24 protein-coding genes are annotated in these 26415 nt (G+C 36.9%); all 24 read left to right on the top strand.

Annotation, left to right across the window (positions count from 1 at the left end; translation table 11 throughout):
- Positions 1 to 22: 22 nt before the first annotated feature.
- Positions 23 to 1972, top strand: a complete 1950-nt coding sequence (metG, locus tag GHD00_RS17080; RefSeq protein WP_163539381.1) for a methionine--tRNA ligase — start codon at positions 23 to 25, stop codon at positions 1970 to 1972.
- Between the two features lie 67 nt (positions 1973 to 2039).
- Positions 2040 to 2810 (top strand): TatD family hydrolase, encoded by a 771-nt coding sequence (locus GHD00_RS17075; protein ID WP_163539380.1) that lies wholly within the window; start codon positions 2040 to 2042, stop codon positions 2808 to 2810.
- 223 nt (positions 2811 to 3033) lie between these two features.
- Entirely contained in the window at positions 3034 to 4257 is a 1224-nt protein-coding gene (locus GHD00_RS21320; RefSeq protein WP_276208290.1) for a G5 and 3D domain-containing protein, read from the top strand.
- 692 nt (positions 4258 to 4949) lie between these two features.
- Complete coding sequence (gene rnmV / locus GHD00_RS17065; RefSeq protein WP_163539379.1) at positions 4950 to 5507, top strand: ribonuclease M5; 558 nt, start codon at positions 4950 to 4952, stop codon at positions 5505 to 5507.
- Positions 5504 to 6391, top strand: coding sequence for a 16S rRNA (adenine(1518)-N(6)/adenine(1519)-N(6))-dimethyltransferase RsmA (gene rsmA, locus GHD00_RS17060; protein ID WP_163539377.1), 888 nt, complete (start codon positions 5504 to 5506; stop codon positions 6389 to 6391). The genes rnmV and rsmA overlap by 4 nt, the downstream gene beginning before the upstream one ends.
- Before the next feature lie 191 nt (positions 6392 to 6582).
- Positions 6583 to 6849: a biofilm formation stimulator Veg gene (veg, locus tag GHD00_RS17055; protein ID WP_163539376.1), complete on the top strand. Its 267-nt coding sequence runs from the start codon at positions 6583 to 6585 to the stop codon at positions 6847 to 6849.
- 138 nt (positions 6850 to 6987) lie between these two features.
- A complete protein-coding gene (locus tag GHD00_RS17050) occupies positions 6988 to 7167 on the top strand; it encodes a small, acid-soluble spore protein, alpha/beta type (protein WP_163539374.1) in 180 nt (59 codons plus the stop codon).
- Between the two features lie 85 nt (positions 7168 to 7252).
- Entirely contained in the window at positions 7253 to 8122 is an 870-nt protein-coding gene (gene ispE, locus GHD00_RS17045; RefSeq protein WP_163539373.1) for a 4-(cytidine 5'-diphospho)-2-C-methyl-D-erythritol kinase, read from the top strand.
- 54 nt (positions 8123 to 8176) lie between these two features.
- Positions 8177 to 8989, top strand: a complete 813-nt coding sequence (gene purR, locus GHD00_RS17040) for a pur operon repressor (RefSeq protein WP_163539371.1) — start codon at positions 8177 to 8179, stop codon at positions 8987 to 8989.
- A gap of 130 nt (positions 8990 to 9119) precedes the next feature.
- Entirely contained in the window at positions 9120 to 9410 is a 291-nt protein-coding gene (gene spoVG, locus GHD00_RS17035; protein ID WP_163539370.1) for a septation regulator SpoVG, read from the top strand.
- 389 nt (positions 9411 to 9799) lie between these two features.
- On the top strand, positions 9800 to 11164 hold the full coding sequence (gene glmU / locus GHD00_RS17030; protein ID WP_163539369.1) for a bifunctional UDP-N-acetylglucosamine diphosphorylase/glucosamine-1-phosphate N-acetyltransferase GlmU: 1365 nt from the start codon (positions 9800 to 9802) through the stop codon (positions 11162 to 11164).
- 26 nt (positions 11165 to 11190) lie between these two features.
- Positions 11191 to 12144, top strand: coding sequence for a ribose-phosphate diphosphokinase (locus tag GHD00_RS17025; RefSeq protein WP_163539406.1), 954 nt, complete (start codon positions 11191 to 11193; stop codon positions 12142 to 12144).
- Between the two features lie 694 nt (positions 12145 to 12838).
- Complete coding sequence (locus tag GHD00_RS17020) at positions 12839 to 13468, top strand: 50S ribosomal protein L25/general stress protein Ctc (RefSeq protein WP_163539368.1); 630 nt, start codon at positions 12839 to 12841, stop codon at positions 13466 to 13468.
- Positions 13469 to 13592: 124 nt separating this feature from the next.
- Positions 13593 to 14153: an aminoacyl-tRNA hydrolase gene (gene pth, locus GHD00_RS17015; protein ID WP_163539366.1), complete on the top strand. Its 561-nt coding sequence runs from the start codon at positions 13593 to 13595 to the stop codon at positions 14151 to 14153.
- 95 nt (positions 14154 to 14248) lie between these two features.
- Positions 14249 to 14479 (top strand): anti-sigma-F factor Fin, encoded by a 231-nt coding sequence (gene fin / locus GHD00_RS17010; protein ID WP_163539365.1) that lies wholly within the window; start codon positions 14249 to 14251, stop codon positions 14477 to 14479.
- Between the two features lie 134 nt (positions 14480 to 14613).
- Positions 14614 to 18147: a transcription-repair coupling factor gene (gene mfd, locus GHD00_RS17005; RefSeq protein ID WP_163539363.1), complete on the top strand. Its 3534-nt coding sequence runs from the start codon at positions 14614 to 14616 to the stop codon at positions 18145 to 18147.
- Positions 18148 to 18287: 140 nt separating this feature from the next.
- Positions 18288 to 18824: a stage V sporulation protein T gene (spoVT, locus tag GHD00_RS17000; protein WP_163539405.1), complete on the top strand. Its 537-nt coding sequence runs from the start codon at positions 18288 to 18290 to the stop codon at positions 18822 to 18824.
- A 119-nt stretch (positions 18825 to 18943) separates the two neighbouring features.
- Positions 18944 to 19786: a glucose PTS transporter transcription antiterminator GlcT gene (gene glcT / locus GHD00_RS16995; RefSeq protein ID WP_163539361.1), complete on the top strand. Its 843-nt coding sequence runs from the start codon at positions 18944 to 18946 to the stop codon at positions 19784 to 19786.
- 183 nt (positions 19787 to 19969) lie between these two features.
- The gene (ptsG, locus tag GHD00_RS16990; RefSeq protein ID WP_163539359.1) at positions 19970 to 21997 is read left to right on the top strand and encodes a glucose-specific PTS transporter subunit IIBC; all 2028 of its coding nucleotides are present in this window, start codon (positions 19970 to 19972) and stop codon (positions 21995 to 21997) included.
- 167 nt (positions 21998 to 22164) lie between these two features.
- Complete coding sequence (locus GHD00_RS16985) at positions 22165 to 23736, top strand: putative polysaccharide biosynthesis protein (protein WP_163539358.1); 1572 nt, start codon at positions 22165 to 22167, stop codon at positions 23734 to 23736.
- Positions 23737 to 23738: 2 nt separating this feature from the next.
- Positions 23739 to 25199 (top strand): bifunctional methyltransferase/pyrophosphohydrolase YabN, encoded by a 1461-nt coding sequence (gene yabN / locus GHD00_RS16980; RefSeq protein WP_163539357.1) that lies wholly within the window; start codon positions 23739 to 23741, stop codon positions 25197 to 25199.
- A 17-nt stretch (positions 25200 to 25216) separates the two neighbouring features.
- A complete protein-coding gene (locus tag GHD00_RS16975; protein WP_163539356.1) occupies positions 25217 to 25480 on the top strand; it encodes an RNA-binding S4 domain-containing protein in 264 nt (87 codons plus the stop codon).
- Between the two features lie 65 nt (positions 25481 to 25545).
- Positions 25546 to 25845 carry a sporulation protein YabP gene (gene yabP, locus GHD00_RS16970; RefSeq protein WP_163539355.1) on the top strand — a complete coding sequence of 100 codons (300 nt, stop codon included), beginning with the start codon at positions 25546 to 25548 and terminating at the stop codon, positions 25843 to 25845.
- On the top strand, positions 25842 to 26405 hold the full coding sequence (gene yabQ / locus GHD00_RS16965) for a spore cortex biosynthesis protein YabQ (RefSeq protein WP_163539354.1): 564 nt from the start codon (positions 25842 to 25844) through the stop codon (positions 26403 to 26405). Before yabP ends, yabQ begins: the two co-directional genes overlap by 4 nt.
- The last annotated feature ends 10 nt before the right edge of the window (positions 26406 to 26415 follow it).

Raw genomic sequence — 26415 nt, 5'->3', positions numbered from 1 at the left:
ATGGAAACGAGGAGGTATACGGATGTCGGATCAGAATAAAACCTTTTATATAACTACACCGATCTATTACCCTAGCGGTAATCTTCATATTGGACATGCCTATAGTACTGTTGCTGGCGATGCAATGGCTCGATATAAAAGATTAAGAGGTTATGATGTCAGATACTTAACAGGTACAGATGAGCATGGTCAAAAAATCCAAAAGAAAGCAGATGAAAGTGGTGTCTCTCCACAGGAATATGTCGACCACATCGTTAGTGGTATTAAAGACCTTTGGGAAAAGCTTGATATTTCATACAGCGACTTTATTCGAACAACAGAAGATCGACATAAGAAAGTTGTTGAAAAAATATTTGCCCGCTTGTTAGAACAAGGGGATATTTATTTGGATGAATATGAAGGAAGTTACTGTACATCATGTGAATCATTCTTTACAGAACGTCAGTTAGAAAATGGACGTTGTCCGGATTGTGGAGGTCCTGTAGATTTTGTCAAAGAAGAATCTTATTTCTTTAAAATGAGTAAATATGTGGATCGTTTATTGGCTTTTTATGAAGAAAACCCATCTTTTATTCAGCCTGAAAGCCGTAAAAATGAAATGATCAACAACTTTATTAAGCCAGGTTTAGAGGACTTAGCAGTATCTCGTACGACATTTGATTGGGGAATTAAAGTGCCTGGTGATCCAAAGCATGTTATTTATGTATGGATTGATGCATTAAGTAATTATATTACCGCACTAGGATATGGTACAGATGACGATAGCTTATATCAAAAGTATTGGCCAGCAGATGTGCACTTAATGAGTAAAGAAATCGTTCGTTTCCATACTATTTATTGGCCTATTATGTTAATGGCACTAGATTTACCTTTACCGAAAAAAGTGTTTGCACATGGCTGGATTTTAATGAAAGATGGAAAAATGTCGAAATCTAAAGGAAATGTTGTTAATCCAATCGACCTAACAGAACGTTACGGATTAGATTCGCTGCGCTATTACTTATTAAGAGAAGTGCCATTTGGCTCTGATGGGGTATTTACACCAGAAGGTTTTGTGGAACGCACTAATTATGATTTAGCTAACGATTTAGGAAATTTACTTAACCGGACGGTTGCTATGATCAGCAAATATTTTGATGGCAAAGTACCTGCCTTTAAAGCTAGTGAGACGGAATTTGATCAATCATTAGAGACACTTGGCCAAGAAACCATTGAAAAAGTGGAAGAAGCACTTGATGAAATGGGCTTTTCTGTTGCATTGACCCAAATTTGGAGATATGTAAGCAGAACAAACAAATATATTGATGAGACGGAGCCATGGATCTTAGCCAAGGATGAAAGCCAAAAAGACCGATTAGGAAACGTGATGGCACATTTAGTAGATAGCTTGAGAAGAATTGCTATTTTATTACGTCCATTTATGACTCAAACACCAGATAAAATCTTTGAACAAATTGGCGTGGCAAATAAAGAAGATAGAACATGGGATAGTGTATCCCAACAAGGTGTGATTGCAGAAGGTACATCTGTTGTAAAAAAAGATCCCATTTTCCCACGTTTAGATGTGGAAAAGGAAGTGCAAATTATTAAAGATATGATGAAAAAACCTGAACCGAAGAAACAAGAGCAGCAAGAAGAGCAAAAAAATGAGGTCACTTTTGATGAATTTATGAAATTGGATCTGCGAGTAGCAGAAGTGACACATGCAGAAAAAATGAAAAATGCTGACAAATTGCTGCGTATTCAATTGGATCTAGGTTCAGAGAAACGTCAAGTTGTGTCTGGTATTGCAAAATATTATACACCAGAAGCTTTAGTAGGTAAAAAAGTGATTTGTGTAACGAACTTAAAGCCAGTTAAGTTACGTGGAGAGTTATCAGAAGGTATGATTTTATCAGGTGAAGATAAAGATGGTTCTTTATCTTTGGCAACTGTTGAACAAAACCTTCCAAATGGATCTGTCGTTAAATAAATCATGGCATAGAAACGCTTATCAATTGTCGATAAGCGTTTCCGTTTGTTATCTAGGAGGAAATAATATGTTATTTGATACACACGTACATTTAAATGTCGAGCATTTTGATGAAGATCGGGAAGAAGTATTGGAAAGAGCCAAAGAAGCTGGTGTTGGGCAAATGGTTATTGTAGGCTTTGATCATGAAACGATACCAAAGGCGATCGAAATGGCAGAAAAGCATTCTCATATTTATGCGGCAGTTGGCTGGCATCCAGTTGATGCGATTGATATGACAGAGAAAGAGTTAGACTGGTTAAAAGAGTTATCCTCACACCCAAAGGTAGTAGCATTAGGTGAAATGGGATTAGATTATCACTGGGATAAATCACCGAAGGATGTTCAAAAAGATGTATTTAGAAAGCAAATACAGTTAGCAAAGCAAGTGGATTTACCTATTATTATTCATAATCGAGAAGCGACAGAGGATATTATTCAGATCCTGCAAGAGGAAAGGGCCAGTGAGGTTGGCGGCATTATGCATTGCTACAATGACTCTGTTAAATATATCGACGCGTGCTTGGATATGAACTTTTATATTTCGTTAGGTGGTCCAGTAACTTTTAAAAATGCCAAATTACCGAAAGAAGTAGCAGCCTATGTACCAGAGGATCGTCTTTTAATTGAGACAGATTGCCCGTTTTTAGCTCCACATCCTAATCGAGGTAAAAGAAATGAACCTGCATACGTAAAACTTGTTGCAGAAAAAATAGCAGAATTACGTGGGGAAGATTTTGACACCATATGTCGTATGACAACAGAAAATGCCCGTCGATTTTTTAGTATTGATGTATAGAGGGTTAAATACTTGTTGTAATATGTCCGATAACCGCAAAAACATTTCAATGGAGCTATTAGTGTTACCATATTGTAATGTATTTGAAACATATGTCAGCAAAAAGGGAGTCACCCTTGATTTAACAGGGGCTGACTCCTTTTCTTTGTTGGAAATAGTCATTTGACATGCTTCATTGAAGTATATATAATCAAACGACAAGTCATGGAAGGGGGAGACATGCGTGGAACGTCTATTATCATTTCGTCATCTTCTGAACAAAAAGACTTTGCTTTATACGGTATCATTACTTAGTTTTATTAGTTTTATTAGTTTTATGACATATGAAATAACGAAAGCAGAAGTAGTTGTTGTTCAAGAGGATGAAGTAATGTCTGTACAAACACATGCAGATACAGTAGAAGATGTTTTAGATGAACTAGATATTGATGTTAGCAAGCATGATGACCTTTCACATAATTTAGATGACCCTATCACTGCTGATATGGAAATAGAGCATACGATTGCTAATCAAGTAACAGTGTCGATAGATGGGGAAAAAGAAAAAGTGTATTCCACAGCAGATACAGTAGATGCTTTTCTTGAGGAACAAGGCATCAAAGTGGAAGAATACGATGACCTATCAGTAAACCGAGAGAAAGCAATCAATAACGGATTAGATGTTCAAATTGAAAAAGCGGTTCAAGTAACGCTAGTTGATGCAGGAGAAGAGGAAAAGATATGGACAACTGCCGATACAATAGCGGAATTATTGGAACAGAAGCAAGTAGAAATTAGCGATTTAGATCGAGTAGAACCCGAACAAGAAAAAGAGCTTGAATCTAATATGAAAATAGATATAACACGAGTTGAAGTAGTAACAGACGTCGTAGAAGAAAAGGTCGACTATGCTGTAGTCAGACGAAATGACTCCTCGTTGCAAAAGGGAAAAGAAAAAGTTGTAGCTAGCGGGGAGGAAGGAATGATAGAAAAGCATTATAAAGTGACATTAGAGAATGGTGAAGAAGTATCACGAGAATTAGTGAAAGAAGAAGTGAAGAAAGAAAGTAAGCAGCGAGTGGTTGCAGTAGGAACGAAAACACCACCACCTTCCCCTAGCACCAACAACCAGGCAAAATCCAGTGAGCCAGTATCACGTGGAAGCGATAATGCTGTTAAGACTTTATATATGAGTGCAACCGCATATAATTGGAATTGTGATACATGTGACGGAAGAGGTTTCACTGCAACAGGATATAATTTAAAAGCCAATCCAAATGGTGTTGTTGCTGTAGACCCCAATGTAATTCCACTAGGAACAAAAGTATGGGTGGAAGGATACGGTTATGCAATCGCCCGTGACACGGGTGGAGCTATTAAAGGCAACAAAATTGATATTCACTTGCCATCCAAGCAACAAGCTGAAAGATACGGACGTAAACAAGTTCAAGTAAAAATATTAGAATAAACCACCAAATAGCCTTTACCAATAACGGTAAAGGTTTTTTATTTGAACTTTTTCGTAAAAGATTGTTGCTTTTTAAAAATAAACCTCATTGCACATTATCCATAAACGACGCAATAACTGTAGCATGGCTTTCTACCACTCTTCCGAAGCTAAGTGCAAAGAATCGCTTCGGCAAGATACTTCGCTTTCCACGGGCACGGCCTTAGCCTCCTCAGAAAGCAAAAGTCGCTTTCCTGCGGGGTCTGCGGCTCGCGCTGTTCCCGTTGGAGTCTACGTATCTTGCCTCGCTTTGTGTGGTGTTCTGATGGAAGAAAGAAAGAGCACAAAAGAAATAAGTTCCTATGTGCCTATTCTCCTGAAAGGTAGAACTTCTTTATTAGCGAAGTATTTTGACGGAGCGAATGATAGCACACATCTCAAACTAGAATGGAAGAAGCTACAGCAAGATAAATTTTGACTATTGCGCAGTTTTGTTCTACTACGAATTATGCATGTCAGAATAATGATAAAGGATTATAGGCAAGTTTTGCGTCCATTTTTATAGTTCTTTAAATTAAAATTAAGTTTTAATATTTGGTGAAAAACAAATTAAATTTATTTTCAAATACCGGGCAATCATAGGCGAATTTCCTTGTTGGTGTAAATGGTGGTACAATGGTTTGTACTAGGTTTTTAAGAATGGAGGATCCATGTTGAAGGTGAAAGAAGTAATTGTGGTGGAAGGCAAGGATGATACAGCTCGATTGAAACAAGTTTTAGATGCCGATACGATTGAAACAAATGGCTCTGCCATTAATAAGCAAACACTGGAACAAATAGCTCACGCAAAGCAAAAGCGTGGTGTCATTATTTTTACAGATCCAGATTATCCCGGACAACGAATCCGAAAAATAATAGATGAACATATACCAGGATGTAAACACGCTTTTTTGTCTAAACAGGAAGCTATCTCTAAAAAGGAGAAAGGACTAGGTATTGAGCATGCATCACCAGAAGTAATCCGTCGAGCGTTAAGTCAAGTATATGAAATCAATCAACAGCAAGAAAGTAGTCTAACAAGGCATCACTTACTACAATATGGTTTAATTGGAGGAGCAGGTGCAAAAGAAAGAAGAGAAAAATTAGGGTTATTTTTACGTATAGGATATGTAAATGGGAAACAATTATTAAAAAGGCTGCAGATGTTCCAAATAACAGAAGAAGAGTTTAAGCAAGCCATGGAACAGATTATACAGGAGGAAAGGGTATGAGCGAACATAAGGCAATAGCAACACCTACAAGAACAAGAGAAATATTAGATCGCTATCATTTTGCTTTTAAAAAAAGCTTAGGTCAAAACTTTTTAATCGATGTTAACATATTACAGAACATTATAGATGTTGCCGGTATTTCAAAAGAAACAAATGTTATAGAAATTGGACCAGGAATAGGCGCCTTAACCGAACAGTTGGCTATTGCCGCAAACAAAGTGGTGGCATTTGAAATCGATGGCAGACTAGTACCGATTTTAGAGCATACATTACAGTCGTATTCTAATATTGACATTATTAATCAAGATATTTTAAAAAGTAATGTCAGGGAATTGTGGAATAAAGCCTTTGCTGATGATAAGGAAGTCAAAATTGTGGCCAATCTGCCTTATTATATAACAACACCAATATTAATGCATTTATTGATGGAAAATTTACCTATTTCCAGTATTACAGTCATGATTCAAAAGGAAGTAGCAGAGCGAATGGCAGCAAAACATAGTACCAAGGAATACGGGTCACTGACCATTGCCATACAATATTATACGAAGGCTAGCGTGGAAATGGTCGTTCCCAAAACAGTGTTTATGCCACAACCCCGTGTTGATTCGGCTGTTCTTCACTTAGAAATGAGAAAAGAACCACCGGTCTATGTAGAAAATGAACCTTTTTTCTTCGATTTTGTCCAAGCTTGCTTTCAACAACGAAGAAAAACATTGCGAAATAATTTATCAAGATATTTAAAAGACAAACTGCAAAGGCAAGAAATAGAAAATGTTTTAGAAGCTGCTGAGATAGATGGATCGAGAAGAGGGGAATCTTTAAATATACAGGAATTTGCGGATTTAGCTAATCGATTTTATCTAGAATTATCCAATTCATAATAAAATCTCCATTTTTTTAAAAAAATTAGTATACCCATACATATTTTTCAATAATATAGAAAGGCTATTTAAGGAGAAAAAAATGAGAAATAAATCATTGACAGTTTTTAAACAATATTGTTATAATGGAATATTTTATTGACTGTCAACCCTGTTTTGTGGTATACTAATATTTAGTGAGGTGGAGTGTATTGGCTAAAACATTGCATGAAATTAAACAAGGTTTAGAAGGTTATGTCGGACGTCGTTTGAAGGTAAAAGCTAATGGTGGCAGAAAAAAAACGATTGAACGTTATGGCACATTAGCAGAAACATATCCTTCTGTTTTTATTGTAGAATTAGATCAGGACGAAAATGCTTTTGAGCGAGTATCCTATAGCTATGCTGATATTTTAACAGAAACAGTGGAGCTTAATTTTATGGACGAGCTTGAAAAGGCTGTATTAGGAAAGCAGTAAACCATGTTTGCTGCTTTTTATTATGGTAAATTTTAATTGATAAGGAAACAACATCCCTCCTATATTCCCGTATAGCTATCCTCTTGTTACATACACTATGACTGTCGTAAAAAAGCGACAGAAGGGAAGTAATCTTCGATGAGCAGAAGACGGGGGATAATGTCACACCGTTTTAAAGAAGAGCTTGCTAAAGAATTAGGTTTTTACGACACAGTGCAAAATGATGGTTGGGGCGGAATAACTGCAAGAGATGCGGGAAACATGGTAAAACGAGCTGTGCAAATCGCAGAAGAGAACATGAATAGGAACAAAGCCTAGTTAGGCTTTGTTCCTTTATTGCATTTATGGTATCTTTACATAAAGCATTATTTAGATTGAGGGAATAGAAGTAGGTGACATAAATATGTATATTTTGGAAAAAGCCCCTGCAAAAATCAACTTATCCTTAGATGTTCTTTATAAGCGCCCTGATCAATATCATGAAGTAGAAATGGTCATGACAACCGTTGATTTATCTGATCGAGTGGAAATGTTTTGGTTAGAAGAACAAACCATAGTAATTGAATCAGAAAATCGTTTTGTTCCCAATGATGAGCGGAATTTAGCCTACAGAGCAGCTAAATTACTTCAAGAAACTTATAAGGTGAAAGCGGGAGTTAAAATCAAAATAGATAAACAAATACCTGTCGCAGCAGGATTAGCTGGTGGAAGTAGTGATGCTGCAGCGGTGTTACGAGGATTAAATCAATTATGGAATTTAAAGCTGAGTGTGGAGAGATTAGCGGAATTGGGTTCAGAGATAGGATCAGACGTTTCCTTTTGTGTATATAATTCAACGGCATTAGCAAAAGGACGTGGAGAAAAAATAACAGAATTACCTCCACCTCCTAAGTGTTGGGTAATCCTTGCTAAGCCTTCTCAAGGTGTTTCTACACAATCTGTCTATAAGTCGTTAAAATTAGATGAAATGGAACATCCTAATACAAAAGCGATGATAGATGCTATTTACCGTTCCGATTATGAAGATATGTGTGCTCGTCTTCAAAATGTATTAGAATCCGTGACACTTCCCAAAAATCCAGAGGTACAACAAATCAAACAACAAATGGTCGATTCAGGTGCGGATGCTGTTTTAATGAGTGGAAGCGGACCGACTGTATTTGGTTTGGTGAAACATGAAAGTAGAGCCATGAGGCTTTACAACAGCTTAAGAGGATTTTGTGAAGAAGTATTTGTAGTCCGGATGTTAGGAGTTAATCAAACACTTGATTAAACACGTATATAATGTTATATTTACCACAAAACATTCGGATTTTGAGGTGTAGTCATGAAACGAAGTGATCGTTTAGTAGCAATGACCAATTATTTAATAGAACACCCGATGGAACTTATCTCATTACCTTTTTTCTCTGAAACGTATGGGGCTGCCAAATCCTCGATAAGTGAGGATTTAGCTATTATGAACCGTATTTTCCAAGCAGATGGCATTGGTTATTTAGCTTCTATCTCAGGAGCAGCTGGTGGGGTGAAGTATATCCCAGCTATGTCTTCAGAGCATAGTAATCAATTTATTGAGAAGCTATGCAACGATTTAGCAGATCCAACAAGAATCCTCCCCGGAGGGTATTTATTCATGAGTGATATATTAGGAAATCCAAACATAGTCCGAAATATTGGACGCCTGTTTGCATCCAAATTTGCGAATTTGGAAATCGACTCGATTGTGACCGTTGCTACGAAGGGGATTCCGTTAGCGTATGCAGTTGCATCTTTTTTAAATGTACCTGTCGTCATAGTTCGTCGAGACCCCAAAGTGACGGAGGGGTCTACCATGAGTATCAATTATGTTTCCGGATCTTCTAAGAAAATTCAAACAATGGTGCTCTCTAAGCGCAGCCTGCAGCCAGGGGAAAACGTCTGTATTGTAGATGATTTTATGAAGGCTGGGGGTACCATTAATGGGATGAAGAGTTTATTACAAGAATTTAATGCAAATGTTCGAGCAATAGGTGTATTAGCAGAAGCAGAGGACGAGGAAGAAGACCGGGTTGTTGACGATTATGTTTCTTTAGTCCAAATTAAAAATGTTGATGATAATAATAAACAAATTGAAGTAACGAAAGGGAATTACTTTTATTAAACCTTATCCCCTCCCTTTTCCCGTAAAAAAAATAAATATTCAAAAAATTTTGTATTTAAGCAGGAATTTTCGAAAATTTGTTGAATTTAAATAATAAGTTCTTATATAAGGGAAAAGGTGGTGATACATAATGGAAGTAACTGACGTAAGATTACGCCGCGTGAATACCGATGGAAGAATGCGTGCAATCGCATCTATTACATTAGATCAGGAATTTGTTGTTCATGATATTCGTGTGATCGATGGAAATAATGGAATGTTTGTAGCAATGCCTTCTAAGCGTACTCCCGATGGTGAATTTAGAGATATTGCGCATCCGATTAATTCGAACACTCGAGCAAAAATTCAGGATGCTGTATTGGAAGAATATCATCGTGTGGGTGAAGCTGAAGTTGAATATGAAGAAGCTGGTGCTTCATAAAAATGGTGCAAAAAGTCTAATCCAAAATTTTGGATTAGACTTTTTTTGATAGGAAAGAAAGCATCAAATTCGTTCGTAATACCGAGGAGGCTGAAGCGTTCCCCACGGAAAGCGAGAGTTTTTCAGCAGCAAGACTTGCACTCATCATTGATCGAGTTATATCATCTTAGGACGCATTAAATGTCTATCACAAAGTTTATGTATGTCAGAAAAATTATAAAGGAGACCGGGCCGGTTTTGCCCGGTTTTTCTTATGTTCTTACCTTTCATGATTGAAAATGCTCTCTGTTTCGTATATATTCATAATTGGGATAGTATTGTACATAATTGAAACAGTGCTGATAAAAAATACATGATAATCCTATGAAGGATGAAATGGAGGGTTAAACGTGTCTAATCGTTATGCAGTTGTGCTTGCTGCTGGAAAAGGAACAAGAATGAAATCTAAATTATATAAAGTGCTACATCCGGTTTTAGGAAAACCAATGGTACATCATGTGGTAGACCAATTGAAATCTTTACAGCTATCAAGTATTACAACCGTTGTAGGGTTTGGTGCGGAGAAGGTTCAGGATCAATTAGGAAACGATTCAGAATTTGTGGTACAAGAAGAGCAGTTAGGGACTGGCCATGCTGTTCAACAAGCAGAAAAGTTTTTGCAAGACAAGCAGGGAACAACCATTGTGGTATGTGGAGATACCCCGCTGCTAACCAAAGAAACACTACAAGCTGTGTTAGATTACCATGAAGAGCAACAGGCAAAAGTGACTATTTTAACTGCTCATGCAGAGAATCCAACAGGGTACGGCAGGATCATTCGAGATGATCATAATCAAGTCGAAAAGATAGTCGAACAAAAAGATGCTACAGCTGAAGAACAACAGGTACAGGAAATTAATACAGGTACATATTGCTTTGATAACCAATTGCTATTCGAAGCATTAAAAAACGTTTCCAATGATAATGCACAAGGTGAGTATTATTTACCGGATGTGATTCAAATCGCTCAAAAAGAAGGCGAAAAAGTGGTAGCCTATCAAACAGATGATTTCCATGAAACAATTGGGGTTAATGATCGTGTTGCATTGTCTAAAGCCGAGCAGTACATGAAAGAAAGAATTAATGAGCAACATATGCGTAATGGTGTTAGTATTATTGATCCGAATCAGACGTACATTGGAACTGATGTGAACATAGCAGAAGATGTTACGATCCACCCAGGCTGTGTCATTCAAGGTAATACTACCATTGAAAAGGATGCGGAAATTGGCCCGAATGCTGAAGTGAACGATTGTCATATTGGTGAAGGGACCGTACTTAGACATAGTGTTGCTAATTCCAGCTATATTGGAGCAAGGGTACAAGTTGGTCCGTTCGCCCATATACGTCCTTCAGCTAATGTAGGTAATGATGTAAAAATCGGTAATTTTGTTGAAATTAAGAAATCAAAAATAGATGATAAAAGTAAAGTACCTCATTTAAGCTATATTGGTGATGCTGAAATTGGAAGTGGTGTTAATATAGGTTGTGGAACCATCACTGTGAATTATGATGGGAAAAATAAGTACTTAACGAAAATTGAAGATGACGCATTTATTGGCTGCAATGCAAATCTGATCGCCCCTGTAACGGTTGGTAAAGGTGCATTAGTGGCAGCAGGTTCGACCATCCATGAAGATGTACCTGGTGATGCGTTATCGATTAGCCGAGTAAAGCAATTAAATAAGGAAGGGTATGCCAAGAAATATAAGTAAGGGATTATAAAGATGATGGAGGGAAAATCATGTCCGAATATAAGGATTCCAAGTTAAAAGTTTTTACATTAAATTCGAATCCGAGACTAGCAGAAGAGATTGCTGCAAATATCGGAGTGGACTTGGGTAAAAGCTCGGTAACGAAGTTTAGTGATGGTGAAATCCAAATTAATATTGAAGAAAGTATTAGAGGCTGTGACGTATATGTTGTTCAATCTACTTGCGAGCCAGGGAACCAGCATATTATGGAACTTCTAATTATGATTGATGCGTTAAAGCGTGCATCTGCTAAATCGATTAATATCGTAATGCCTTATTATGGGTATGCACGTCAAGATAGAAAGGCAAGAGCTCGCGAACCAATTACAGCTAAGCTTGTTGCCGACTTATTACAAACAGCAGGAGCTTCTCGTGTCATTACATTAGATTTGCATGCACCACAAATTCAAGGCTTTTTTGATATTCCAGTAGATCAGCTAGTTGGTGTACCAATTCTTTCTAGCTATTGGAGCAAAAAAGAACTGGAAGATATTGTAGTGGTATCACCTGACCATGGTGGGGTGACACGTGCTCGTCAATTAGCTGATCGATTAAAGGCACCGATTGCCATTATTGATAAGAGACGCCCGCGCCCAAATGTTGCTGAGGTTATGAATATTGTCGGTAATATTGAAGGGAAAACAGCCATATTAATTGATGATATAATTGATACAGCAGGTACGATTACGTTAGGGGCAAACGCATTAATTGAAAATGGGGCGACAGATGTTTATGCATGCTGTACACACCCTGTTCTATCAGGTCCAGCTATTGATAGAATTCAAAGCTCTAAAATTAAGGAGTTAGTGGTCACGAATAGTATTCCTTTAAGCGAAGAAAAACAAATTGATAAAGTAACACAATTGTCTGTAGCACCTTTAATTAGCGAGGCAATCATTCGCGTCCATGAACGCCAATCTGTAAGTATTTTGTTTGATTAAAGCTCTTTTGGCTTTGCATGGTTTTATTTTAATACACAATTGAACAAAACAGCGACACAGTAAAATATTAATATAGTGCTTAAATCTCCCTCATTTTTGAAGCCTGTAATCATACGCTCCGACAACATACTTCGCTTTCCGTGGGCGGTTTTTAGCTAACTTGGTAAAGAAAAACCCTTTACCAAGTGGATCTTCAGCTCTCGCTGTCCCACAGGAGTCTCCGTATGTTGTCTACGCTAGTGAGTGGTACGATTTATGATTTATTTCATTTTTCCATAGGTTTGATGATATTTTCTCACTCAAAACGAGCACCAACCTAAGCTGCGGAAAAATGCGAGACTCCTGTGGGAAAGGAACAGTCTGAAGACCCCGCAGGAAGCGCCCTTTGCTTCCGAGGAGGCTGAAGCGTTCCCCACGGAAAGCGAGTGTTTTTCCGCAGCGCGGTACTAGCACTCACCTAAGTAAGAATGAGAAAGTCATGTTAAAGTTAATGCGCAGTATATAGCTATTGTGCAGTGATGTTTTTTAATAAGCAACAATCTTTTAGAAAACAGCTTTGATTTAAGATGCGCTGAAATTGATATTGGATATAAAACTATATGAAAAAGGTCACTTCTTAGAAAAATAGGTTTAACTGTTTATAAACAAGGGAAAAATAGGCATATAACGGTTAAAAATATGGAGGGTGATCGAATTGGCAGTAGCATTACAAGCAAAAGCGCGTCATGATCTACAAACTTCAACAACGAAAGAGCTTAGATCAACAGGAGATGTTCCAGCGATAGTCTATGGTTACAACGTAGAACCGAAGACAGTATCGGTGAATAGCATGGAACTATTAAAAACAGTTAGAGATGAAGGGAAAAATGCTATTATCTCTTTAAAAGTGGATGGAGAATCGTTTGATGTAATGCTTCACGATTATCAGATAGACCCTATTAAGGATGAACTTGTCCACGCTGACTTTTATGTAGTAAACATGAAGGAAGAAATGGATGTCCAGGTTCCGATTTCTCTGGAAGGAGAAGCCAAAGGCGCAAATGAAGGTGGCGTTGTACAGCAGCCGCTTTATGAGTTAGCGGTTAGAGCAAAACCAAATGATATTCCAGAGCAAATATCAATAGATGTATCGGACTTAGGTGTAGGCGATAGTATTCTTGTCTCAGATTTAAAGGAAGGTAAGAACTATGAAATACTAGAAGATGAGAATACAACCATTGTATCAGTCTTAGTCCCTGATGAAGAACCACCTGAAGAAGAAACGACAGAGGAAGAACCAGAAGTCGCCAATGAAAAGTCGGATTCGGATGATGAGGAAGAATAAAAAGAATAAAAGAAGACGCAGCGTAAAAGAGCTGCGTCTTCTTTCAGTAGATAAAATTATAGAATAATCGAATTTTATGTTACACTAAATTCATATAATACATGGTTAAAGGAAGAAGTAAGGTATGAAGTGTATAGTGGGGTTGGGTAATCCAGGTAAAAAATATGAATCCACGAGACATAACGTTGGATTTATGGTTGTGGAGGAGATTTTAAGACGCAACCAATGGAAGTTGTCTAAAAATAAATTTCATGGACTATTTACAGTTGAAAATACGCAGCAGGACAAAATTATTCTGTTAGAACCGCAAACTTATATGAATTTGTCTGGTGAGTCTATTCGACCATTAATGGATTTTTATCAAATAGATGCTGAAGATCTTGTCGTGATTTATGATGATCTAGACTTACCACTAGGGAGAGTACGATTAAGACAAACTGGTGGACACGGTGGTCATAATGGTGTCAGATCGGTCATCGATCATTTAGGAACAAAGCGTTTTAATCGTTTGCGCTTTGGAATAGGCAGACCCGATGTACCAATGTCCGTTATTGATTATGTGTTGGGTAAGTTTTCCAAAGAGGAAGAACCGGTGCTGCAAGATGCGGTAACACATGCAGCGGATGCGATGGAAGTATGGATGGATAAACCTTTTTCCATTGTGATGAACGATTATAATAAATAATATGATAATGAATAAAGCACGTATAGTGACAAAGTGATAGGGCAAAAATAAAAGTACATGACGGAAAGTAGAACCTTTAAATGGAGGGTCCTATCATGAGTTTAATTTATACGTGTAAACACTGTAGTTGTGAAGTGGGCAGAATAAACCCTAACATGATTGATCTGGAAAAAATAGGTTGGAATGTATTATCCATGGAAGAAAAAGAAAAACTCATGAATTACAGACCAGATCAAAGTGTAACGCTTCACACTATCTGTGAAAATTGTCAAAGTTTATTAGATAACAACCCGCAGTATCATGAGTTAGATTTTTTTATTCAATAGGATGAAGGTAAAAATCGCTTTGGTTTAATGCCAAAGCATTTTTGCACGTATAAAAGGTTATAGAAGCAATTATATTGATCATTGTTTACTAAAAACAAGCATATATTAGGTTAAGTGTATGTAGGGGGAGCGCTATGCAAGAAATTAAACATTACTTAAAGGATCGAGACGATATATATTCGATAATAGATGGCATTCAGTCAGGTTTAAAGGAGCAGTTGGTATCAGGATTATCTGGGTCAGCACGGAGTGTATTAACAGCAATGGCGCATGATGCTTCAAAGAAGAAGACTTTAGTGTTAACTCACCAACTAACACAAGCGCAGCAATTATATGACGACTTACTGGAGTTTTCAGAACAATCTGATGTCTATCTCTACCCTGTAAATGAATTGTTAGCATCGGAACTAGCAGTTGCTAGTCCAGAATTGTTAAGCCAACGAATTGATGCATTAGTACATTGGCTGGAGTCAGACAAAGGTATTTTAATTGCTCCAGTCGCTGCATTAAAACGCATGCTTCCGCCAATAGAGTATTGGAAGAAGTACCAACTTCACTTTAAGGTTTCGGAAATCATTGACATGGATCACACTTTGCAATGTTTAGTAGAAATGGGTTATGTGCGTCAAGATATGACAAGTAATCCAGGTGAATTTAGTCTTCGCGGTGGTATTTTAGATATCTATCCGTTAACCAAACAAAAGCCAGTAAGAATTGAATTATTTGATGATGAAGTAGACTCTATTCGCTTTTATGAACCAGAAACGCAAAGGTCGTTGGATAAGGCTGAACACGTGGGTATATTGCCTGCTTCTGAACAACTTTTAAATGATCATGATTTAGTAGCAGCAGCACAGCGCCTGGAGAAAGCATTGCAACAAACGTTGAAAAGTTTAAAGAAAGATGCGGATAAACAAGAAGTATTGGAATCTATATCTGGAGATATTGAACGTCTACAGCATTGTGAACGCTTCCAAGGTATGAGGAAATACATATCTTATTTCTATGATGTTCAAAGTAGTTTGTTAGATTATTTACCAGATGACGGATTGATTATACTTGATGAAATGAGCAGGGTACAAGAAACTGCGCTTCACTTAGATGATGAAGAAGCGGAATGGCTAAAAGATCATTTAGAGAGAAACCAAGCTTTAAAAAGCATGCATTTATCTTTTGATTGGTATGATGTGTGGGCAAAAATGACACAGCCACGACTATATTTGTCTGTGTTTCTGCGTCATATCCCAAATACGAATCCTTCCAATATTGTTAATATTTCATGCCGTGCCATGCAGCAGTTCCACGGACAAATGCATTTATTGCAAAATGAAATGGAAAGATGGCAAAAAGCTGACTTCTCTGTGGTGATTATGGCTCCAAATCAACAAAGAGTAGAAAAAGTTCAATCTATTTTAGAAGATTATCAAATGTCTGCAGTAATAAGTGATTCATTGCCTGATCTTCCATTGTCACAGCCTGCTATTACAACAGGAAATATCAGTAGTGGTTTCGAATTGCCAATGCATAAGCTAGCTATTATTACAGAAAGTGAACTATTTAAGCAAAAAACAACACGAACAAAAAGAAAGAAAAAAGTGTCTAATGCAGAAAGGATTAAAAGTTATCAAGAGTTGGAAATTGGCGATTATGTCGTACACTCAAACCATGGTATTGGTCGCTATGTTGGGATTGAGACCCTGTCATTAAATGGTTTGCATAAGGACTATATGCTTTTAAAGTATTCCGGTGATGATAAATTATTTGTACCAATCGAACAAATTGATTTGGTGCAAAAATATGTGGGCTCTGAAGGGAAGGAGCCTAAGCTTTACACACTTGGTGGGAACGAATGGAAAAAAGTTAAAAGAAAAGTTCAATCTAAAGTAGAAGATATTGCGGATGACCTCATGAAATTATATGCGGAAAGGGAAGCGGCAAAAGGCTATGCTTTCTCAGAGGACACAGAAATGCAAAGAGATTTTGAGGCAGCCTTTCCTTATCAAGAAACGGAGGACCAACTGCGCTGTATTGAAGAAATTAAGCAAGATATGGAGAAGAAACGTCCAATGGATCGCTTACTATGTGGAGATGTAGGGTATGGGAAAACAGAAGTTGCTATTCGAGCTGCTTTCAAAGCGATAGCTGATGGGAAGCAAGTTGCGATACTAGTTCCGACAACCATATTAGCTCAACAACATTATGAGACGGTTATGGAGAGGTTCCAGGATTATCCTATCAATATCGGTTTATTAAGTCGTTTTCGTACAAGAAAGCAGCAAACAGACACATTAAAAGGGTTGAAAAATGGAACCGTTGATATTGTTATTGGTACCCATCGTCTTTTATCAAAGGATGTCGTTTATAGAGACTTAGGCTTATTAATTGTGGATGAGGAGCAACGATTTGGTGTCAAGCATAAGGAAAAAATAAAACAATTAAAAACAAATGTAGATGTACTAACATTAACGGCTACTCCAATACCACGTACATTACATATGTCAATGCTTGGGGTCAGAGATCTTTCAGTGATAGAGACACCGCCAGAAAACCGTTTTCCGATTCAAACATATGTAATGGAGTATAATGGGCCGCTCGTTCGTGAGGCGATTGAAAGAGAGTTAGCTCGGGGAGGGCAAGTGTTTTTCTTATATAATAGAGTGGATTCAATTGAACGAATTGCACAGGAAATACAAGCATTAGTTGAAGAAGCACGGGTGACAGTTGCTCATGGGCAAATGAACGAGTCAGAATTAGAAAATGTGATGTTTTCCTTTTTAGAAGGAGAGGCTGATGTTTTAGTTAGCACAACGATCATTGAAACTGGTGTTGATATTCCGAATGTGAATACATTGATTGTGTACAATGCTGATCATATGGGGCTTAGTCAGCTCTATCAATTGAGAGGGAGGGTAGGACGCTCTAATCGAGTTGCCTATTCTTATTTTACCTATCAACAAGATAAAGTATTATCCGAAGTATCAGAAAAGAGGCTGCAAGCTATTAAAGAATTCACTGAATTAGGCTCAGGCTTTAAAATTGCAATGCGAGACTTGTCCATCAGAGGTGCGGGGAACATTTTAGGAGCTCAACAACATGGGTTTATAGACTCTGTCGGTTTTGATATGTACTCGCAAATGTTAAAAGAAGCAGTAGAAGCAAAGCAGCAGGGGAAAGATTTAGAAGAAGTTCAGCCATTTGAGGTAGAGTTAGATCTTCAAATTGATGCCTATATTCCAGATGAGTATATACCAGACGAAAAGCAAAAAATAGACATGTATAAGAGGTTCCAAGCTATTATATCAGAAGAAGATATTCATGATTTACGAGACGAATTAATCGATCGATTCGGTGAATATCCGGAGCAAGTGGAAAACTTATTCCATGTTTCGAAATTAAAAATGGTTGCCAAAAAAGAAAAAATTGAATCTATAACAGAACGCAAACAAAAGATTGAAGTTTTGGTAGAGGAAAACAGAAGTCAAGAAGTAGACGGTGCCAAGTTATTTGAGTTTGCCAATCAATATGGCAGAATTATTCAGCTTGGTACGGAAGAACGGAAATTGAAAGTAGTGTTTCGTTTTGATAAGAGACAGTGGCATAAGCGCTATGAAATGTTAGAAGAGTTTATTCAAACATTAACAGAAATGCAACGTCCAACTGTCGTATAATGCCAAATTTAGAAATTATTTTAGAAATAAGTATAGTTTTCATAATAATTCATCATACTAACCTTACATCATAATTATTTCAGTAGTTTAGAAATAATTGTAAACAATGTCCATAACAGAAAGTGAGGTAAATGATTAACATGAAAGCAACAGGCATTGTACGTCGAATTGATGATTTAGGAAGGGTCGTGATACCAAAAGAAATACGTAGAACATTACGTATTCGTGAAGGAGATCCTTTGGAAATCTTTGTTGATCGAGACGGGGAAGTTATTTTGAAGAAATATTCTCCGATCAGCGAATTAGGTGATTTTGCTACCGAGTATGCGGAAGCTTTATTTGATTCATTAGGGTTATCCGTTTTAATAAGTGATAGAGATGAATTTATAGCAGTAGCTGGTGAATCTAAAAAGGAATATATGGGAAAACATATTTCCAAGCAAATTGATGAAGCAATGGATGGGCGTAAGCCGATCGTCGAAAAATCCGAAAGCACGGTAGAATTAATGGAAAATAAAGAAGAGGAATGCTCGGGTTATATGATGCAGCCAATTGTAGCAGGCGGTGATCCAATTGGCTGTATGGTACTGGTGTCTCGAGGTGATCAAACCTTTACAGATGCAGAAGAAAAAGTCCTCCATACGGCTACTAATTTCTTAGCTAAACAAATGGAATAACAAGGGCGATGATTACTAGTGTAGAGTACATAATCTCTACGCTAGTTTTTTTTGATTAGTCAAAAAGTGATTTATCTAGTAGAATGTATCAAGGTGCAAGTAGAAATGAGGTGGAAAAGGTGCAAAAGGAAATGCTCGTGAAGAAAGCGTTAAATAATAATGTGTTAATAGCGACACATCCCATCTATCAAGAAGTCATTTTGATTGGTAAAGGGATTGGCTTTGCTAAGAAAAAAGGGGATGTTGTACCGGTAGAGCAAGCTGAAAAAACATTCCTGTTAAAGAGCGAACAGGAGCAGGCACAGTATAAGCAGTTAATCTCACATGTTGATCAAAATTTGATGGAGATTTTAAATGATGTGATCATTTTGATAGAAAAGCGTATGGGAGAAGCATTGCATGAGCATATTCACGTAGCATTAACCGATCATTTATCTTTTGCTATTAATAGAGTGAATCAAAATGTACAATTTTCCAACCCGTTTCTTTTTGAGATAGAATCACTTTATCCAAAAGAATATCATGTTGCACAAGAAGTGGTAGCGGTTTTAAAAGAAAAAGCAGGGGTTGATTTACCCTCGGGAGAGGTTGGTTTTATAGCACTGCACATCCATAGTGCAGTGACAGATAAATCGTTACGTGAAATGAATAGACACCATAAATTGATTTCTCAACTCGTAAGTATGATTGAAGATCAGTTGGAAGTTGAATTAAATCGAAATGATATTAATTATAACCGTCTAATCCAGCACTTACATCGTGCAATAGAGCGAGTATATCAAGACGAACCTTTAGGAAAAGAACCAAGTTTAGCAAAACTATTGAAATCAACTTACCCAGTATGCTATAATCTTGCGTGGAAATTAATTAAAGTAATGCAACAACAATTACATAAACAAGTGGATGAATCAGAGGTCTTATATTTAACGATTCATTTACAACGCTTAACACAATCATCGTAACGTGTTACTGATTCGATCAGGCATGAGTAAAAAGGTTGTTTTCGGTTAATCTAATGGGTGAAGTATACCCATATGGAGACGGAAAACTCTTTTGCTCATGTCTTTTTTTATTTTTTATGGAAAAAAGTAATTGTGTTGGATTCTTTTAATCTAAAACATAATAGATGGAGGAGGACTTTCAAAATGTCTAATGTATTTGGTACTTTGCAGAAAGTTGGTAAAGCATTAATGCTTCCAGTTGCATTATTACCTGCTGCAGGTATATTGTTAGCATTTGGTACTAGCTTTGCCCAAGACCAATGGGTAGAAAAATTCCCATGGTTCGGAAATGAAATTGTACAAACGATACTAGCCGTTATGTCAGAAGCTGGTGGTATTGTTTTTGATAACTTGCCATTGCTATTTGCGGTTGGTGTTGCAATCGGTTTAGCAAAAGGTGATGGGGTTGCAGGTCTTGCAGCTATTATCGGTTATTTAATTATGAATGTCACGATGAGTGTTTTTGGTGACATTACTGCAGAAATGACGTCAGATCCAGCTTATGAAAACGTACTAGGTGTTCCTACACTTGGTACAGGTGTATTTGGTGGGATTATCGTAGGTATTTTAGCTGCATATATGTATAATCGATTCTTTAATATAGAATTGCCACAGTTTCTTGGTTTCTTTGCAGGAAAGCGATTTGTCCCTATCATTACAGCATTTTCATCTCTGATTTTAGGGATTGTCATGTATTTAGTATGGCCGTTCGCGCAAGATGGACTTAACGCGGTGTCCCATTTCATGTTAGAAACAAATAGAACGATCTCAACATTTGTGTTTGGTGTTATTGAGAGAGCACTCATTCCGTTCGGTCTACACCATATTTTCTACTCTCCATTCTGGTTTGAATTCGGACAATATACGAATGCAGCTGGAGAAATTGTTCGTGGGGACCAACGTATTTTCTTCGAACAGTTAAAAGATGGTGTTGATTTTACAGCGGGTAACTTCATGACAGGTAAGTTCCCTTTTATGATGTTTGGTTTACCAGCAGCTGCATTAGCGATTTATCATACAGCGAAGCCTGAAAAGAAAAAAGTCGTTGGTGGTATCATGTTCTCTGCTGCTTTAACTTCTTTCTTAACAGGTATTACGGAGCCTATGGAATTCTCATTCTTATTCGTAGCACCATTATTATTTGCTATTCATACGGTTTTTGCCGGTTTATCCTTTATGACAATGTATCTATTAGATGTCAAAATTGGGATGACCTTCTCCGGTGGTTTGATTGACTATATTTTGTTTGGTATTATGCCAAACCGCACCGAGTGGTTCTGGGTCATCGTTGTAGGTTTAGTATTCTCTGTTATTTATTACTTCGGATTTCGATTTGCAATTGAGAAATTCAATTTAGCAACACCAGGTCGTGAAGATGAAGCGGAAGGCGGAGAAGATGACGGAGAAGTAGACGATCGTCCATATGAAATCTTGACAGCTATGGGTGGCAAAGAAAACATTACGAATTTAGATGCATGTATTACTCGTTTGCGTGTAAGTGTAGATGATAAAAACAAAGTCAACAAAGATCGCTTGAAGCAGTTAGGGGCTTCTGGTGTGATGGAAGTAGGAAATAATATTCAAGCAATTTATGGCCCTGTCTCTGATACGATCAGAGGTCAAATGCAAGATATTATGGATGGAAAAACCCCTGTGAAACAAAAAGAAGAAGGAAGCACTTCAGAAGAGAGTGAAGGATCTAGTGAAGGAGGAGCAGCAGGGAATTTAGATTTTGTAAGCCCGATTGCTGGAGAAGCAATCCCGTTAGAAGAAGTACCAGATCAAGTATTTTCACAAAAAATGATGGGAGACGGTTTCGCGATTAAACCATCAGAAGGAAAAATTGTATCTCCAGTTAATGGTAAGATCATTAACATTTTTCCAACCAAACATGCGATAGGTATTTTAGCGGATAATGGTACCGAAATTTTAATTCATATTGGAATTGATACGGTGAACTTAAAAGGAGAAGGCTTTACTGCTAAAGTTGAAGAAGGCGATGAAGTGAAGAAAGGTCAGCTAATGATGGAGGTTGATCTCTCTTATATTGAGGAACATGCATCTTCAATCGTTACTCCAGTTATTTTTACCAACTTAGAAGAAGGGCAATCTGTTAACTTAAAAGCATCTGGGAATGTTCAGCGAGAAGACAAAGATATAGTAGATATTTAATGCCGAACCAAAGCCTCTAGCCAACCACACTGGCTAGAGGCTTTCTTTCAATGGAAGAAAATATATAGGAAATAATATCTGTTTTTGCTCGTGGGGAATTCTGGATATGTGTGTGCTATAATCGTAAATAGATAAGATAAGTAAAATATATAGTGAAGGAAGACGTTATGAATGCTCCATTAGAGAAGAAATACATATATAAAGGTGCTTTTTCTTTAGTTATAGCGGGTCTAATTAGTAAAGTTATCAGCGCTTTTTATCGTATACCGCTTCAAAATTTAACTGGCGATCTTGGATTTTATATTTATCAGCAAATATATCCTATTTTAGGGATTGCCTTTATGTTTGCGTTATATGGGTTTCCTGCTGCATTGTCTAAGGTGATGGCAGAGAGAAAAGCAGATCAATATCATTTGGCTTTATATCAGAAGTTGTTTTTTACTTTAATGTTATTTTGTGCGATAGCTTTTATATTGATTTTTAATTTAAGTCCATGGCTTGCTCAATGGATGGGAGATGTAAAGTTAGAAACTCCTATAAGATACTCCGCTTTCGTTTTTCTTTGTATTCCCTTTGTGGCAATACTTAGAGGCGCCTTACAAGCACAATCGGAAATGCAGGTGACAGCACATTCGCAGATGATCGAACAACTAATAAGAGCTGCGGTTATTATATGGACCGCTTATTGGATATACCGCGAAAAGCTTGTACACCATGATATAGCTGTTGGAGCGGTTGCGGCAAGTCTTAGCGCATTCACCATGTCTTTTTTATATTTATATGTGCAATGGAAAAAGCGACTAACTATTGAGAGACAGCCTGTTAAGTTAGACGTTTGGTTTTTGATCCGTTCCGTGATTTTGCCTGGCTTGATTATTAGTATGAATCATATGTTGTTATTGTTTATGCAGCTAGCAGATGCTTTTACCATTGTACCAGGTCTTCATGCAAAAGGGATGCCATTAAAAGAAGCGATGAAATGGAAAGGAGTATTTGATCGTGGCCAACCATTACTCCAATTAGTCACGATTGTCGGCTCGTCTTTTGCTTTAGCACTTATCCCGCAAGCAACAAAAATACAATGGCAAACCAATCGTCAAGAAACATTGGAAAAAGTAAGGAGTTTAAATAAGTATTGTTTTATTCTATCTGTAGGGGCAGTGGCAGGACTAGTGATTCTTTTCCCAGAAATAAATCAATTGCTCTTTAAAAATAGCTTAGGCAGCAACAGTTTACGTATTTTATCCATTTCTTTACTGTTTAGCTCGTTAGTATTAACCATTGCTTCAATCTTACAAGGGATTGGTTATATAAAGTGGACTGCACTGGTTTTAGTTATTGGTTTGTTGGTTAAGCTTATTTTAAACTCTTTTCTTGTTCCTTGGCTTGGTATTAGTGGAAGTGCTATGGCTACCACTGTGGCTATATTTATTATTTATCTATTGAATGTTTATCAATTGAAAAAAGTAATGAAAGGTGAGCGAGTATTTCAAATTCCTTGGAGAGCGATTAGCCTTTCTACCATCATGATGACAATTGGTTTAATCATCATAAAATATATAAATACTATTTTAAGACTGGAAACAAGAATAGAATTATTCTTTCTTGTGATGGTTAGTGTGCTAATAGGCTTTACACTTTATCTCTTAGGTCTTTTCTGGTTTAAGGCTTTTACCAAAGCTGAAATAGAGAATATTCCGATTCTTCATAAATTACAAAAATCAAAAAGGTGGTTATAGAAGTGCAACCAGTAATACATGTTATAGGATTAGGCGGTGGAGATATCAACCAACTTCCCCTAGGTTTGTACAGACATTTAACGAGTATGAAGAATGATTGTTACGTCAGAACGATCGATCACCCAGTTATCGCAACTCTAAGAGAAGAAGGGGTATTATTTCAATCCTTTGATGCAATATACGAAAAACATGATCAATTTGAAGAGGTTTATGAGGAGATTAAGGCACAATTAATAGACTTAGCGAAGCAAAAACAGGAAATAACGTACGCCGTGCCAGGGCACCCCATGGTTGCAGAACAAACGGTTAAACTTTTAGTAGATCAATCTGATGTAAAAATCAATGTGCAAGGAGGTCACAGTTACCTTGATGCATTATTTGCGTCTTTGAAAATAGATCCAATAGACGGATTTCAATTTATAGACGCAACAAGTTTTAACAGGGACGAGTTACAGTATCGTCACCATATTGTATTCTGTCAAGTGTATAATGCCATCATGGCTTCAGAAGTAAAGCTGACCTTAATGGAAGATTTACCGCCAGAATACACTGTCTACATTGTAGAAGCAGCAGGCAGTGACCAAGAGCAAATTAAAGCAGTTTCTTTAGTAGAGCTGGATCAACAAATGTCTTTAAGTAATTTAACAAGTATCTATGTACCCCCTGCGAAAAAAGAACATTTAAATCATCAATTTTTCCGCTTAAGAGAAACGATTCGCATCTTGCGTGGACCTAATGGCTGCCCTTGGGATAAAAAGCAAACACATGAATCTCTTAAAAAATATTTATTGGAAGAATCTTACGAGGTACTGGAAGCGATTGATGAGCAAGATGACGATGCGATAGCGGAAGAACTAGGAGATGTGCTCTTGCAAGTCATGCTACATAGTCAAATTGGTGAGGATGCAGGATTTTTTACTATCGATGACGTAATATATAATATAACGGAAAAAATGATTCGAAGACATCCTCATGTTTTTGCAGGTGAACAAATCAATGATGAAGAAGAGCTGCATCGTAAATGGCAAGCGATTAAAAACGAAGAGAAAAAAACAGACCCTAAGTCTATACTAGATGGAATAGTAAAAGGCATGTCAGCTTCATTAATAGCTGAAGAGATGCAGAAGAAGGCATCCAAAGTAGGTTTTGATTGGGATAACCCTAAAGACATGTGGGAAAAGGTAGAGGAAGAAATACAGGAATGGAAAGAAGCGATTGCTGAGAATGTGGAAGCTGAAATGGAAAAAGAACTAGGAGATATCTTATTTGCAATCATTAATGTAGCAAGATATTATAACATTAATCCAGAAACAGCACTGATGAGAACAAATCAAAAATTTAAGCATCGGTTTTCATATGTTGAAAAGCAAGTGCAACAAAGTGGAAAGTCTTGGGGAGAATTTTCATTAGCAGAGCTTGATCGATTTTGGAATGAAGCTAAGCAACAGAAAATTTATGATTAGAGGAAAGGAAATCGTATATGAGGTTGGACAAATTTTTGAAAGTTTCCAGGTTGATTAAACGAAGAACTTTAGCAAAAGAGATTGCAGACCAAGGGAGAATTTTAGTGAATGATAATGTGGCAAAAGCTGCCACAACCATAGCTGTAGGTGATGAATTGAAGATTCAATTTGGTCAAAAACTTCTAACTATTAAAATTAGTAAACTGAAAGATACAGTTAAAAAAGATGAAGCAAGTGATTTGTACACCATTAAAAATGAAGAATACATTGATCAAGAGTGATAACTCGTAGTTCTAAACTTGTCCTTTTATTCATAAATTAATAATGGATAAAAGGAGGGAACAAAATGAACTATTATGATAAAAAACCGATGAGCACTACCCAAATGGAACATCATGTAAAGATGATGAATCGTCGTTTGCTAGAGATAGATGGTGTTAAAGAGGTGGATAGTTTCGACAGTGAAGAGTTTTTATTACAAACTGTTATGGGCTATTTAGTCGTACGTGGAGATAATCTCCAAATGAAAAATTTAGATGTGGAGTCAGGGCATGTTTCCATTAAAGGCAAGGTTTATGAGCTTTCTTATTTAGATGAACAGCATGGGGAGAAAGCTAAAGGTATATTTAGCAAGCTATTCAAATGACGCTTGATACTCAATTTCTGACCATGTTTACAATGATTGGTGCCGGGGTATATGTAGGAATAGCTTATCATACCTATAACCGAGTAGCGAACTTTTGGGCAGGCTCATCTATCAGTAAATATGTGTTGGAGATCATTTTTTGGTTATTGCAAGCAGGTATTTTGTATGGCATTCTGTATTTTGTTAATGAAGGCATTATCAGAATGTACATTTTCTTAGCTATTTTATGTGGTTATGCGATGTTTAAAGCATTATTAGAACAAACATACGATCGATGGTTGGACAAGCTATTTAAAATAATCTCACATATTTATCGTATTATAGCTAGGTGCTTTTATTTTATGGTAATCAAACCAATTATGCTGATAGTCGCATTGATCACTTTTGTTGTTACAAAATTATTCCTCCTCATTATTTACATGGTAAAGTGGATAAGCAAGCTCATATACTACCCAATACACCTACTCTTTACTCTTATTTATAAATTATTGCCAAAAAATGTGAAAAAATACTTACATCATTTTCGTCAGTTTTGTAGTAGAATAATAGGAAAAGACTGAGGTTGGATTA

The organism is Gracilibacillus sp. YIM 98692 (assembly GCF_010993965.1).
GTDB lineage: Bacteria > Bacillota > Bacilli > Bacillales > Amphibacillaceae > Gracilibacillus.
Note: the sequence above shows the minus strand (reverse complement) of the source record. Positions and strands in the feature narration are given on the sequence as shown.